14 protein-coding genes are annotated in these 13350 nt (G+C 71.3%); 7 read left to right on the top strand and 7 right to left on the bottom strand.

Annotation, left to right across the window (positions count from 1 at the left end):
* Nucleotides 1–83 precede the first annotated feature (83 nt).
* The 5 genes from ACF0H8_RS06670 to ACF0H8_RS06650 all read right to left on the bottom strand — a co-directional run bounded on the left by ACF0H8_RS06670 (nucleotide 84) and on the right by ACF0H8_RS06650 (nucleotide 3145).
* Nucleotides 84–242: a hypothetical protein gene (locus ACF0H8_RS06670; protein WP_395288179.1), complete on the bottom strand. Its 159-nt coding sequence runs from the start codon at nucleotides 240–242 to the stop codon at nucleotides 84–86.
* Nucleotides 243–564: 322 nt separating this feature from the next.
* Nucleotides 565–1719, bottom strand: coding sequence for a DUF3631 domain-containing protein (locus ACF0H8_RS06665; RefSeq protein ID WP_395288178.1), 1155 nt, complete (start codon nucleotides 1717–1719; stop codon nucleotides 565–567).
* Complete coding sequence (locus ACF0H8_RS06660) at nucleotides 1716–2489, bottom strand: bifunctional DNA primase/polymerase (RefSeq protein ID WP_395288177.1); 774 nt, start codon at nucleotides 2487–2489, stop codon at nucleotides 1716–1718. The genes ACF0H8_RS06665 and ACF0H8_RS06660 overlap by 4 nt, the downstream gene beginning before the upstream one ends.
* Nucleotides 2486–2758, bottom strand: a complete 273-nt coding sequence (locus ACF0H8_RS06655; protein ID WP_395288176.1) for a hypothetical protein — start codon at nucleotides 2756–2758, stop codon at nucleotides 2486–2488. Before ACF0H8_RS06655 ends, ACF0H8_RS06660 begins: the two co-directional genes overlap by 4 nt.
* A 189-nt stretch (nucleotides 2759–2947) precedes the next feature.
* The gene (locus tag ACF0H8_RS06650; protein ID WP_395288175.1) at nucleotides 2948–3145 is read right to left on the bottom strand and encodes a helix-turn-helix transcriptional regulator; all 198 of its coding nucleotides are present in this window, start codon (nucleotides 3143–3145) and stop codon (nucleotides 2948–2950) included.
* Nucleotides 3146–3235: 90 nt separating this feature from the next.
* Here ACF0H8_RS06650 and ACF0H8_RS06645 point away from each other — a divergent pair, with 90 nt between their 5' ends.
* The 3 genes from ACF0H8_RS06645 (at nucleotide 3236) to ACF0H8_RS06635 (ending at nucleotide 5579) form a co-directional block, all read left to right on the top strand.
* Nucleotides 3236–3553, top strand: coding sequence for a helix-turn-helix domain-containing protein (locus tag ACF0H8_RS06645; protein WP_395288174.1), 318 nt, complete (start codon nucleotides 3236–3238; stop codon nucleotides 3551–3553).
* Nucleotides 3531–4640 carry a tyrosine-type recombinase/integrase gene (locus ACF0H8_RS06640; RefSeq protein WP_395288173.1) on the top strand — a complete coding sequence of 370 codons (1110 nt, stop codon included), beginning with the start codon at nucleotides 3531–3533 and terminating at the stop codon, nucleotides 4638–4640. The genes ACF0H8_RS06645 and ACF0H8_RS06640 overlap by 23 nt, the downstream gene beginning before the upstream one ends.
* A gap of 228 nt (nucleotides 4641–4868) precedes the next feature.
* Nucleotides 4869–5579: a hypothetical protein gene (locus ACF0H8_RS06635; protein WP_395288172.1), complete on the top strand. Its 711-nt coding sequence runs from the start codon at nucleotides 4869–4871 to the stop codon at nucleotides 5577–5579.
* Here the strand turns inward: ACF0H8_RS06635 and ACF0H8_RS06630 are convergent.
* The gene (locus ACF0H8_RS06630; protein WP_395288171.1) at nucleotides 5535–5858 is read right to left on the bottom strand and encodes a hypothetical protein; all 324 of its coding nucleotides are present in this window, start codon (nucleotides 5856–5858) and stop codon (nucleotides 5535–5537) included. The two genes, ACF0H8_RS06635 and ACF0H8_RS06630, sit on opposite strands and share 45 nt — an antisense overlap.
* 614 nt (nucleotides 5859–6472) lie before the next feature.
* On the opposite strand from ACF0H8_RS06630, the gene ACF0H8_RS06625 reads away from it, so the two are divergent.
* Nucleotides 6473–8143 carry a S8 family peptidase gene (locus ACF0H8_RS06625; RefSeq protein WP_395288170.1) on the top strand — a complete coding sequence of 557 codons (1671 nt, stop codon included), beginning with the start codon at nucleotides 6473–6475 and terminating at the stop codon, nucleotides 8141–8143.
* A 143-nt stretch (nucleotides 8144–8286) separates the two neighbouring features.
* Complete coding sequence (locus ACF0H8_RS06620; protein ID WP_395288169.1) at nucleotides 8287–9237, top strand: glycerophosphodiester phosphodiesterase; 951 nt, start codon at nucleotides 8287–8289, stop codon at nucleotides 9235–9237.
* Between the two features lie 348 nt (nucleotides 9238–9585).
* Here the strand turns inward: ACF0H8_RS06620 and ACF0H8_RS06615 are convergent, their stop codons facing one another.
* Nucleotides 9586–10602: a magnesium and cobalt transport protein CorA gene (locus ACF0H8_RS06615; RefSeq protein ID WP_395288168.1), complete on the bottom strand. Its 1017-nt coding sequence runs from the start codon at nucleotides 10600–10602 to the stop codon at nucleotides 9586–9588.
* 224 nt (nucleotides 10603–10826) lie between these two features.
* Between ACF0H8_RS06615 and ACF0H8_RS06610 the strand changes: the two genes are divergently transcribed.
* On the top strand, nucleotides 10827–12191 hold the full coding sequence (locus tag ACF0H8_RS06610; protein WP_395288167.1) for a cystathionine beta-synthase: 1365 nt from the start codon (nucleotides 10827–10829) through the stop codon (nucleotides 12189–12191).
* Between the two features lie 12 nt (nucleotides 12192–12203).
* Nucleotides 12204–13346 (top strand): cystathionine gamma-synthase, encoded by a 1143-nt coding sequence (locus ACF0H8_RS06605; protein WP_395288166.1) that lies wholly within the window; start codon nucleotides 12204–12206, stop codon nucleotides 13344–13346.
* The last annotated feature ends 4 nt before the right edge of the window (nucleotides 13347–13350 follow it).

The following is a 13350-nucleotide window of genomic DNA, read 5'->3' as shown; positions in this document are numbered from 1 at the left end:
AGGCCCACGTCGCCATCAGTTTCCACACCGCCACCCTTGGCGGGCGCAACTCCCGAGCCACTTATCCGTGGCAGGCAACTCTGCTACTTCTCGAAGAGATGGTTTTGGGCACAGCGGCCCTCGGTGTTGTCAATGAGCGTTTCGCCTGCCGCGTTCTTCTCCACGATTCTTGACCAGTGCACCGTTACCGTCTCGCCGCAGGCGGGACAGAACTCGGTCGACTTCGACTTCTGCGTAGGCATCTGCCGACTGTAGGCCATCTCGGCGCTACCTGGTGCCCCCTGCGTGCTGCGGCTGAGGCACGTTCCTGGAGGAATGCCGGCCGGCAACTCCCGGTCGACGCCCGACGTCACAAGTGAGATGGGCACGGACTCTCGGAGGAGGACGGCGACCCAGATGAGACCGTCGTCCGCATGCCAGCCGCGGGGTGCTGGTGCGAGTCCAGGGCCGCTGACGCGGCTGCGCGGCCCTGGACCCAGCGGAGCGACAGACCCGACAGATTCGTTGCGGCAGCGCCAGCATGCCGCTGTCGGTTCCTGGCGGGCTGTCGCTTCCATGTGACAGTCAGGTAGAAGCGACAGGCTCGGGAAGGCGCGGTGCGAACGATTCTGTCGCTTCTGCCGCTTGTGACGCTGCTGCGGTCAGGTATCGCTCGAAGACGTCGGCGAACACCGACAGCCTGTAGCCGCGTGCGTTCCCCGAGCTGTCGCGCCCGGGTGTGACCCCGTACGGCTTGAGGAGATCGGCGAGCCGTCGACCGCTCAGCCCCTCCTCCCCCCAGCGGGAGTCCTCCAGCTCTCGGAGGCGCTCGAGCAGCGCGCTGGTCTGGATGAACTCACGTGCCGTCCCCTCAAGGACGATCTGGATGTCACGGAGCAGCTCGGCTCCCAGGGAGTGGTCGCCGTCGGCGTCGGCGGCCTGGGCCACGAGGGCCACGGCCGCCTGCCGGGCCCGAGACGGCCAGGACCCTCCCGCGGTGTCCGCAACCGCGAGCAGCGGCTCCCACAGGTCGGCGGCCCGATCCTCGAGCGGAGATTCCGGTTCGAGGTCTCGCAGGACCGCCAGGTGAGCGCCGGCCCACAGGGCCAGCTCGTCGCGCAGCTGGTGGAGCTCGGGCGCGTGCCGCCCGGCTCGGAACGGTGCCACCACCTCGGAGGGCTTGCGACGACGCAGCCGAATGTTGACGGCCCGGTCGACGATGGTGTCGGGCAGCGTGCCGATGGCTGCCATCACCACGGGGGCGAAGGTGGCGAACTCCGTCGGGACGTGGTTGGGCCCCACGGTCCGCAGGACGGGCGTGCCGCGCTGGAAGCCCGCATTGATCAGACCCCGAAGGTCCTCGTTCATCTCCGCCTTGATCTTGGTCCCGAAGATGGTGTCCGCCTCGTCGAAGATCAGCGTGCGCGGTTTGTCGGGGTCGATGCTGCGGAAGATGGCCGGGACCGTGGCGTTGGCCGCGACCAGCGGTGCCCGAGACAGTGCGCCGAGCACCTCCAGCGTCCTGGACTTGCCCGAACGCTTCTCGGCCGAGGTCAGCAGCAGTCGCGGCGCGAAGTCGAAGGCGTGCGCGGCGTGCGTGTACAGGGCGTACAGGCTCAGCGCGGTCAGGGCGTGGTCGCTGCTCTGGACGGTGTACCTGGCGAAGACCGAACGCACACGGTTGAGAAGCTCTGCACCCGCTCGGGGCCCCGGCAGGAGCGGGACCTGGGGCGCGCTCATGCCCGCATTCCGATCCTGCGGCGGGCGGAGTCCACGGCGCGGCGCGCCTCGCTGTCGGGCAGCCCGACGACGACCGCGGCATCACGCAGGTCGTCGAAGGTGCGCTCGTCCGCACCGAGCTCGGCCGCGCGGCATGCCGCCCAGAAGAGGCGCTGGTTTCGCTCACCGGGCTCAGGGGCGGCCACGAACCTGGCAAGAGCCCCCCAGGACGCCGACCGGGAGGCCGGCGTATGGGTGGGCGCATGGGGCTGCGCCCGCAGGACAGCGAGGGCCTGCGCCGGCAGCGGCTGGGGCGGAAGGTAGCTCCATGCATAGGGCCGCTGCGTGGCCGGGTGCCGCGAGGGCGGGACGATGCAGTAGCCGTTGACCTTCAGGTCTACCCCAGCCGGGAGGCGGGTCGACGTCACGAGCGCGGTGGGTCGAAGGAAGTACAGGTGCACGCCGCCGTCGCCACGCCCGCTCGTGACCATCTGGGTGGGCGGCAGCGGGCCGGTGACCGCCTCGAGATTCGGTCGAGAGCCGCCGTTGCGCGGGTCGATGTCGAGCACGAGCAGCGACCGGGGCACGGCCGCGCCGATCATCGCTGTGGGGTGCCGCGTCCACCAGCCGCAGATGCGGTGAGTGTCTGTGGTCGCGTCGAGGTGCCCGTGGGGAGTCATCGGGGCCTTGGCTCGGTCTCCCCCGGGCCAGCACGGGAAGACCTCCCAGCCGGCAGCGGCGAGGTCGAGGGCCGCACTGAGCATGCCCGGGCTGTGCGCAGAGTCCGTCATGCCCGCTCCTCCCCCACACCGGCGTGGGCGAAGAGGTCCCGCCACTCCTGCTCGTCCAGCTCCAGCTCGGGGCAGAGGCACGTCTGCCAGGCGGCCGGCACACACGCCGCGGCGGCCGAGGGGGCGAGCAGCCCCTCCAGGAAGAGCATGTAGACCAGGGCCGGGTACCAGCCGACCCCGACGCGGAGGGCCGCCCGGCCGATCTGCTCTGCGGTGGGGTCGGTAGGCATACCGGCGAAGTACTCGACGACCTGCTCCACAGTGAACACGAGCGGAAGGTCAGGGACGTCCGTTGCCGGAACGCCGGGACGGTGCGACATACTGAGCATGCGTGGTTCTCCTTGCTGATGGCTGGGGGTGCTGCTGCTGGATGCCCTCAGTGACACACGGAGCCGCCACTCCGTCACTGAGGGCGTTCGCCTTGTGGGCCGGCGGTGCCCTGAGCTCTCGCACGGCGATCAGCCGATGCCGTGCCCGTGCGCGGCGTCGTAGTTGTCGTGAACCCAGCGGTCCAGGTCCTCACGGGCGTAGACCACTCGGCGGCCGAGCTTGAAGCTGCGCGGGCCCACGCCCAGATGCCGCCAGTACCGGAGCGTGCTCTCGGACGCGCGGAGCATCTCCGCGGCCTCCTTCAGCGTCAGGATCGTTCTGTTCATCGTTTCAGCCTCTCATCGGTTGAAGTTACGGACGGAGCATGACAGATGCCGCTAGTCGTTTCAACCTCTCATCGGTTAACGTCTCCCCTCGTGACCACACCACACGAGGGCAGGCTCCAGCTCAGCCGGAATGTCGACCGCCGGCACTGGCTGATCTACGACATCGACGAGAGATTCGCGGAGCGGGTCCGCAGCAGCCGCATCCGCGCCGGCCGCTCCCAGGAGGAGATCGTCGATGCCATCAACGAGACGTTCCGGCTCGGCTGGCACCAGACGACGCTGGCCAAGATCGAGAACAAGCAGCGCAAGGTGAAGCTCAAGGAGGCCTACGCGCTGGCAGACACCATTGGCGTGCGCCTGGAAGAACTCATCGGGGAGGCAGATCTTGAGCATCCAGAAGCGCCCTGACGGCAAGTACAGGGTGCGCTACCGGGACGAGGCGGGGAAGGAGCGCGCCCGGCACTTCAAGCGCAAGGTGGACGCCAAGCGGTTCGAGGACGAAGTCACCGCGTCGAAGCTGACCGGGCAGTACGTCGACCCCACCGCCGGGAAGCTGACGTTCCGGCAGTTCTACGAGGACTGGAAGACCCGGCAGATCTGGGCCCCGCGAACCATCTCCCACATGGACACCGCGGTTCGGTGTGTGACCTTCGCCGACATCCCCTTACGAGGCATCCGGACGGCGCACGTCGAGATGTGGGTGAAGAGACTCCAGGACGCCGGCCTTGCGCCCACGACCATCGCCTCGCGCTTCACCGCCGTCCGGACCATCTTCCGCGCCGCCGTGACCGACCGCCGCATCCCCGCGGACCCCACCGCCTCCGTGAAGACACCGCGCAAGCCGCGCCGGGACAACCGCTTGGAACTTCCCCGGGCGGAACAGGTCGGCGCTCTGCTTCGGGCCACCGAACCCCGGATGCGCGCGTACATCGCGCTGTGCGCCTTCGCCGGGCTTCGCCTCGGCGAGGCCTCGGCCGTCAAGCTCGACGACATCGACTTCCTGCACCGCACTCTCCACGTCGAGCGTCAGATCCAGGACGCCCCCGGCAAGGGGGCGCAGATTCAGGACCCCAAGTACGGCTCCAAGCGCGCCGTCTACCTGCCCGAGGGCCTTTTGCAGATCCTGGCGGCCCACGTCGAGCAGCACGGAACCGCCCCAGACGGATGGCTGTTCTCCACGGTCGCAGGCAAGCCACTCCCCCCGTCGACTGTCGACTCGTGGTGGCGGCGCACCACCACGGCCGCGAGCATCACTGGCGTGCATCTGCATGGCCTTCGGCACTTCTTCGCCTCCGGCCTCATCGCAAAGGGCTGTGACGTCGTCACCGTTCAGCGCGCGCTGGGCCACGCCAGACCGTCGATGACCCTGGACACATACAGCCATCTATGGCCCTCGGCCGAGGATCGGACGCGCAAGGCGGTGGCCGCGATGCTTGCGGAGACGCTTCAGTTCCAGACGACGGATGCCGCAGTGGAGGCCGGCGCTGACGGCTGAGCGCCGGGGGCATCCTGGCGGCTGAAAGTCGCCGCGCGGCAGACCTCATACTCGGGTCGCGGGTCGCAGCCTCGCCGTCTCACATACCCGGCCGGTGCTCGAAGCGCGGGCGGTGAGTGAGATGCTGGACCGCACTGTCCATGAAAGTCGTAACCCCGGCGGCATGATGCGCGAGGCATCAGGGGCTACCGGGGTCTTCGGGAGTAACACTAATTGCGAAGGGTCCCGATGTCCAACGAAGGTCCACTCAACGTCCAAGACCTCCTCGTCGTGGAGGAGCACCTCTCCCCCGAGCGTCTGGGACCGTACATGGACCGATGCGGCCATGACATCACCGCGGCACTCGGCCTGTACAGGTGGAACTCCACCGTCTCGGCCGCCTTCTCGATCTGTCTTGGACACGTCGAGGTGCTGCTCCGAAATGCGGCGCATCGAGAACTTAGCAGGCTCGTACCCTCGACCGAGCGGTGGTACGTAACCCTGGCTTCCACGCTGGACACCAAGGCCCGCGAGGACATCGCCAAGGCCCAAGAGCGAGCGACCAGGGGCGGCCGCCCCGAGACGCCCGGCAAGGTTGTGGCCGAGCTCAACTTCGGCTTCTGGCGGTACCTCCTCACTCCCAAGTACCACCCCACGCTCTGGGTTCCCGGCCTGCGCCGCTGCATGCCCCACGCCAATGCCAAACTTAAAGAGATCAGCACCACCGTCGGGCGGGTCTACGCCCTGCGGAACCGGATCGCCCACCATGAGCCGATCCACCACCAACACCTGGCTCGCCTCCACGACGACGCTCGGAAGATCGCCGGGTGGATCGCCCCCGTCCCGGCCACGTGGATCGAGCGCTACTGCCTCGTGGACCGGATCATCGCCCAGAAGCCTGGTTCGGCTGCGGACTCACCGCGGACCTCCACGCCCGCGCAGGTCGCTGACCTGCAGTGAAACCCCTTCCGGCTCGTTGATCCAGATCTCCTCGATCTCCGGGTCGTCGAGGTAGCGCTGCAGCGGACCCAGCCCGGCGACCGCGTCGACCACCGACTTCGCAGCCAGCTCCGGGTCCGGCAGCGGCGGCACCAGGCCCGCCAGGGACCGGTCGTCGTAGTCCGCGAGCGCGTCGGCGACCAGCGCCCGCACGCCGTCGACGTCCCGGGCGGGGTCCAGGCCACGCCGCCGGACCAGCTCACGCACCTCGGACTCGAGCAGCAGGGCACCGTCGTCCATCGACCACCACCCCTCCCCCAGGAGAACGGCGCGACACGTAGGCCAGAACCTATTGGACGATCCGCCCCCGCGGGTCGGATTGGCGACGCCTGTGGAGGAACGCCTGCGCGGGGAAGCTGCATCCGGGCCGCCGGTGCCGAACGAATGGCAGGCATGAGCGTGGAGAGGTGCGCGGGCCGCTCCGACGGGGCGGACGCCCGGGCTCGCCCAGACCGGGACGGCACCTTGCCGCAGACGCGGCCGGCCTGTCAGCCATGCAGCTGCGCCTGCTGGCGCGCCGTCCCGGTGCCGATCTTCAACCCCTCGGCGGTGTTGTTCAGGTTCAAACCAGTAGGACCCTCGCGCGTCCTGGCCGACGTAGTTCGCCTTGAGCGCTGTCGTCGAGACAGAGGGTTCGTGTGGCGAGGCAGTAGTTTCGAGTCCACCTCTGGTTCACCACGCGAAACCGCTGGCTCACCACCCAAGCCCGCTGGCTCACCATGTCCGGACAATCGGCGCGTGCTGGGGGCCGTCGCCCGGAGACCGTCGTGCCCGCCGCCGGTCACGACGTGGGAACGTCCGGATAACGTCGGGACGCTAGATTCCGCTCCGCCGATCGGATCGAGAGGTACCAGATGCCGCGCGACGACCCGTCGGTCACCACCGTCCGCCTCGTAGCCCGGCTCCCCCACGGTGACAGAGCCAGCGACGGGCGGATGCGGGCGGCGGCGACGGCAGCCCTCGGCGAGACGGACGACGCCGGCCGGCCGTGGCGGGTCGAGCCGCTCTTCCCCGACGGCGCGCAGGGGCGGCTCGCGGACTACTGGGTGGTGTCCGGCGCGGCGCCCTCCATCGTCGCCTACGACGCCTCCCGCACCGCCTACGACCTCGCCGCCCGGCTCGCGGCCGTGACCGGCGACGTGGTGGAGCCGGACCTGCCCTCGAGCGCCTACGGCGTCGAGCCGCCGCCGGTCGCCCCTGAACTGGGCGCGGACGGCACGCCGTCCGCGCTTGCCGGGCCCGGTTGCTCCGGCACCCACCTGCCGGAGTCGGACCCGCGCACCTGGGCGCTCGACGCGGTCGGGGCGCGCGCCGCGTGGGCCGTGGCGCCGCCCGCCGACGGCCGCAGCAAGGGCGAGGGCGCGGTGGTGGCCTCCATCGATACCGGCTACACCGACCACCCCGAGGTCGCGGGCATGTTCGACCTCACCCGCGACTGGGACGCGCTGACCGGCGACGACGACGCCCGGGACCCGCTCGAGCGGCCCTGGTACATGCCCTTCAACACCCCCGGCCACGGCACCCACACCGCCAGCGTGATCGCCAGCCGCGAGGCGCGGACGATCGTCGGGGTCGCCCCGGGCTGCACCGTCGTGCCGATCCGGGCGGTCAAGAGCGTGGTGCAGGTCTTCGACAGCGACGTCGCCCGTGCGGTCGAGGTGGCGCGCCAGCGGGGCGCCCACGTCATCACCATGTCGCTGGGCGGGCGGGGGTTCATCGGGCTCCAGGACGCGATCCGCGCGGCCGTGGCGGACGGCATCATCGTGATGGCCGCCGCGGGCAACAAGGTCGGCGTGGTGGTCGCGCCCGCCTCCTACCCGGAGTGCCTCGCCGTCGCAGCCACGAACGCCCAGGGCCGGCCCTGGGTCGAATCCTCGCGCGGGTCCATGGTGGACCTGGCCGCGCCGGGCGAGAGCGTGTGGGCGGCGTCCGTGGACAGCACCACCAACCCGCCGACCTTCCGCGAGTGCCGCGGCCACGGCACCTCCTTCGCGGTGGCCTGCCTCGCGGGCGTGGCCGCGCTGTGGGTCGCCCACCACGGGCACGAGACGATCGTCGCGCGATACGGCCGCGGCAACGTGCAGGCCGCCTTCCTCACGCTGCTCCGCTCGCACGGCCACTACGTGCCGCCCGGGTGGGACGCGGCGAGCCTCGGCGTCGGGATCGTCGACGCCCACGGGCTGCTCGCCGCCGGCCTGCCGGAGCTCGGCGACCTGGACGCCGTCACCGCCCGGGCCGCGGCGGACGGCGCCGTCGGCCGGCTGCAGAGCGTGCTCGCCGACGAGGGCCGGGACCAGGTGCGGGCCCAGGTGGCGACCCTCATGGGCGTCGCCGACCCGGACATCGAGGGGCTCCCCCAGACGGCGGTGAGCGAGCTCGTCTACCGGATCGGCGAGGACGACGAGCTGCGCGCGACGCTCCGGGCCGGGACGGAGCCCGAGGCCGGTCTGCTCGGCCCGCGGCCCGACGGACGCACGCTGCTTGCGCGGACCTGCTCCCGGGCGTTGCGCGAGTGGGGCCGCTGATCCGGACACCATGCGCAGCCGGACCGAGCCGTAGGGAGGCGTCGCGCGAGTTGCCGCGGTGAACCGCCCCTGTCGCGCGCCGCGAGACGGGACCATGGGTGCCACAGCCGCCGGCGAGGCGGGTGGGAGGGCAAGGGGGCGCAGTGAGCAACGCGATCATCAAGCAGACGGGCGCCGGCGCGGTCGTCGCCGACAACATCTGGGAGCTGCGCCTCGGCGCCGGGCCGTTCCTCCTCGGCCTCGTCGCCGGCGCCGCCGGCGCGATGCTCGCCGCCCGCATGAGCGGCCGGACCGTGCGCGCGAAACCGCCGACGCCCACCGGCTGGCCGGTGAACTTCGCCCACCGGGGCGGGCGCAAGGTGGTGCCGGAGAACACCGTCGAGGGCTTCCGGGAGGCGATGAGGTGCGGCGAGATCGTGGTCGAGCTCGACGTCCAGCTCTCCGCCGACGGCGCCGTCGTCGTGATCCACGACGACCGGGTGGACCGCACCACCGACGGCACCGGTCTCGTCGCCGCGAAGACCCTCGCCGAGCTGCAGGCGCTGGACGCGGGCTACCGCTTCACGCCCGACGACGGCGCCACCTTCCCGTGGCGCGGGCGCGGCGTGCGGATCCCGACCCTCGAGGAGATCTACCGCGAGTTCCCCGACCGGCCCGTCAACATCGAGCTCAAGGGGCAGCGCCCCGGCGTGGAGCAGGCCGCGTGGCGCGTCATCGAGGCCGCGGGCGCGCAGGACCGCACCCTCGTGGTCGCCAGCAGCGGCGCCCTGATCAAGCGGTTCCGGCAGGTGTCCGGCAACGCGGTGGCCACGGCGTCCTCCCGGGGGGAGCTCGTCGCCTTCCGGGCGCTCAGCATGGTGCGGCTGGGCCGCGTCTACGACACGCCCTTCCAGGCGGTGCAGCCGCCGGACACCTACAAGGGCCTACCGATCACCACGCAGGGCCTCGTGCGCGCCGCCCACGACAGCGGCCTCCGCATCGACGTGTGGACCGTGGACGAGGTGCCCGACATGCGCCGCCTGCTGCGCTGGGGCGTCGACGGCATCATGACCGACCGGCCGGACGTCCTCGCCAGGGTGCTCGGCGAGAGCTGACGCGGGCTGCCCCGACCCCGGCACACGCCGCCCGCGCCGACCCGGGGCACCCGGTGGCTGCCGCGGCCGCTGGGCCGGGCCGGCTTCGCCGGGCCCGCTCGCGGGAGCTAGCGTCGCGGCTCGGGCGTCGGGTCCTTGACCTGCGGCTTGTCGAGGCCGAGCGCCTTGCGGGCGCGGGCGAACGAGGCGGGGTAGCCGGAGTCGGAGGGTGTTGCCACGCCTCGATCCTCGTCGCCGGCCGCGGCGGGATCCTGGGACCTTCGACCGCGCCGCGCAGTGATGCCTGCCACGTATCGGTGTGTGACTGAGGCGGGCGGGGGCTGCGCCGTCGCCCGCGCCCCCGGTCCCTCACAGCCACCTGTGCTTCTTGAACACCACGAACAGCCCCACGCCCATGGCCAGCATGAGGAGCAGCGCCATCGGGTACCCGAGGGTCCAGTGGAGCTCCGGCATGTGCTCGAAGTTCATCCCGTACACGGTCCCCACCAGCGTGGGGGCGAACAGGATCGCCGCCCACGAGGAGATCCGCTTGACCTGCTCGTTCTGCTCGTAGCCCGCCTCGCTCAGGCGGCGCATCTCCTCGTTCTGCTGCTGCGTGACCAGCGTGGCGTTCACGGACAGCGCGTTCTGGAGCAGCAGCCGAAAGGCGTCGGCGCGCTCCACCACCCGCAGCGCGTGGTCTCGCACGTCCCGCAGCGAGTGACGCAGCTCGACGTCGAGCTGCTCGCCGTTGAGGCCGCGCTCGAGGTCCTCGACCATCCCGACCAGGGGATGCGTGGCGCGCTGGAACTCGATCACCTCGCGGGAGAGCTCGTAGATGCGCCGCGACACCGACGGGTCGCCGCTGAAGAGCTGGTCCTCGATCTCGTCGATGTCGTTCTCCAGGCCGGCGACCACCGGCGCGAACTCGTCGACGACCTCGTCGAAGATCGCGTACAGCACGGCCGGCGGCCCGAGCCGCAGAAACTCCGGCCGGGTCTCGAGCCGCCGCCGCACCGCGGCGAGGTTCGGCGACTCCGCGTGGCGGACGGTGACGACGAAGCCGCGGCCCGCGAAGACGTGCAGCTCGCCGAACTCGACCTTCTCCGTGCTGTCGATGTACCGGGCGGGGCGCAGCACGGTGAAGATCGTGTCCCCGTACCGCTCCAGCTTCGCGCGCTGGTGCGCCTTGGTGGTGTCCTCCACCGCCAGCGGGTGCAGGTGGAACTCGTCCGCCAGCTGGAACAGCTCGTCCTCGCTGGGCCGGTAGAGCCCGATCCACGCCATCCCCCCGCGCGCCTCCAGCTCCGCGAAGGTCTCCCCCAGGGTCGCGGGCTGCGCCGTGCGCCTCCCGTTCATGTAGACGGCGTTGTCGACCAGTACCACTGTCCTGCCTCTCGTAGACGGTTCCTTCAAGCCACTTCACCACCTCGCGCCGCCGGCCGCCCGCCCGCGGCACGGGACGGGGTTTCGCAGATGCGGACGCTGGGCTACAGTCGCGGCATGTCCCCGGTGATCCAGCTGTGTTGTTGAGCGTCCCCGCTCCGACCCTGTCACCGTTCGACCATCCCGCACGTCGCTAGCGCGCGTGCTCCCGTGAGGACACCTAGATGAAGTACGCAGAGACCGTCGTCGATCTCGTCGGCAACACCCCGCTCGTCAAGCTCCAGCACGTCACGGCTGACGTGCGGGCCACGGTGCTCGTCAAGCTCGAGTACCTCAACCCGGGCGGCTCCAGCAAGGACCGCATCGCCCGGCGCATCATCGAGGCCGCCGAGGCCGAGGGGAAGCTGCGGCCGGGCGGCACCATCGTCGAGCCGACGTCCGGCAACACCGGCGTCGGCCTGGCGCTCGTCGCGCAGCAGCGCGGGTACCGCTGCATCTTCGTCGTGCCCGACAAGGTCGGCGAGGACAAGCGCAACGTGCTGCGCGCCTACGGCGCCGAGGTCGTCGTCACGCCGACGTCGGTGGCCCCGGACAGCCCCGAGTCGTACTACAGCGTCTCCGACCGGCTCGCCGCCGAGATCCCCGGCGCGTTCAAGCCCGACCAGTACTCCAACCCCAACGGCCCGCGCAGCCACTACGAGACCACCGGCCCGGAGATCTGGCGCGACACCGACGGCCGCATCACCCACTTCGTGGCCGGCGTCGGCACGGGCGGGACGATCACCGGCACCGGCCGGTACCTGCGGGAGGTCTCCGGCGACGCCGTGCGGATCATCGGCGCCGACCCGGAGGGCTCGGTGTACTCCGGCGGCACCGGCCGGCCGTACCTCGTGGAGGGCGTGGGCGAGGACTTCTGGCCCGGCGCGTACGACCCCAGCGTCGTCGACGAGGTCATCGCCGTCTCCGACGCCGACTCCTTCGCCATGACCCGCCGCCTGGCCCAGGAGGAGGCCATCCTCGTGGGCGGGTCGAGCGGCATGGCGGTGGTCGCCGCGCTGCGGGCGGCGAAGGACCTCACGGAGGACGACGTCGTCGTCGTGCTGCTGCCCGACGGCGGCCGCGGGTACCTCGGCAAGATCTTCAACGACACCTGGATGCGCTCCTACGGGTTCCAGCCGAGCGGCGAGGAGCCCAGGGTGGCGGACGTGCTGCGCGCCAAGACCGGCCGGCTGCCCGACCTCGTGCACGTCCACCCCGGCGACACGGTGCGCGAGGCGATCGACATCGTCACCGAGTACGGCGTCTCCCAGCTGCCCGTGCTGCTGGCCGAGCCGCCGGTGGTGATGGGTGAGGTCGCCGGGTCGGTCAGCGAGAAGGCCCTGGTGGACCTCGTCTTCTCCGGGCAGGCCCAGCTCACCGACCCGGTGTCCAAGGTCAGCGGCCCGCCGCTGCCCCTCATCGGCGTCAACGAGCCCGTCAGCGCCGCCCGCACCGCCCTCACCGGCGCCGACGCCCTGCTCGTCACCGAGGCCGGCAAGCCGGTCGGCGTCCTCACCCGCCACGACCTGCTGGCCTACGCCGGCGCCTGAGGAAGGACCTTCATGACTGGCTTCGACACCCGCGCCATCCACGCCGGGCAGGAGTTCGACCCCACCACCGGCGCGGTCATCCCACCCATCTACCAGACCTCCACGTACGTCCAGGACGGCATCGGCAACCTGCGCGGCGGGTACGAGTACAACCGCAGCGCCAACCCCACGCGGGACTCGCTGCAGACGCTGCTCGCCTCCCTCGAGGGCGGCGCGCACGCCTACTCCTTCGCCTCCGGCCTCGCCGCCGAGGACACCCTGCTGCGGGCGCTGCTCGCGCCCGGCGACCACGTGGTGCTCGGCAACGACGTCTACGGCGGCACCTACCGGCTGCTCGACCGGGTGCTGCGCGCCTGGGGCGTGGAGGTCACCGCCACCGAGATGTCCGACCCCGACGCCGTCCGGGCCGCCATCCGCCCGGAGACGAAGGTGCTCTGGGTGGAGACGCCCAGCAACCCGCTCATGAAGATCACCGACATCGCGGCCCTCGCCGAGATCGGGCACGCGGCCGGGCTCACCGTCGTCGTCGACAACACCTTCGCCTCCCCCGCGCTGCAGAACCCGCTGAGCCTCGGCGCCGACGTCGTCGTGCACTCCACGACCAAGTACATCGGCGGGCACTCCGACGTCCTCGGCGGCGCGGTCGTGCTCGACGACGACGCGCTCGCCGAGAAGGTGGGCTTCCTGCAGTTCGCGGTCGGCGCCGTCTCGGCGCCGATGGACGCCTGGCTGACCGTGCGCGGCATCAAGACGCTGCCGGTGCGGATGGAGCGGCACAGCACCAACGCGCAGGCCGTCGCCGAGCACCTGGTGGAGCACCCGGCGGTGGAGCGGGTGTACTACCCGGGCCTGCCCGGCCACCCGGGCCACGAGGTCGCCGCGGCGCAGATGTCCCGGTTCGGCGGCATGATCTCCCTCGCCCTCGCCGGCGGGCCGCAGGCGGCCCGGTCCCTGGCGGAGGGCACCTCGGTCTTCCAGCTCGCCGAGTCCCTCGGCGGTGTCGAGTCGCTCATCGGCTACCCCGACGCCATGACCCACGCCTCCGTGCGCGGCACCCCGCTCGCCGTCCCGGAGAACGTGGTGCGGCTGTCCGTGGGGCTGGAGGACGTCGCCGACCTCGTCGCGGACCTCGACGAGGCGCTCGGGCGCCTCTGAGGCA

The sequence above is a fragment of the Georgenia sp. AZ-5 genome (assembly GCF_043952095.1).
Classification (GTDB): domain Bacteria; phylum Actinomycetota; class Actinomycetes; order Actinomycetales; family Actinomycetaceae; genus Georgenia.
This window is presented reverse-complemented; position numbering and strand designations above follow the sequence as displayed.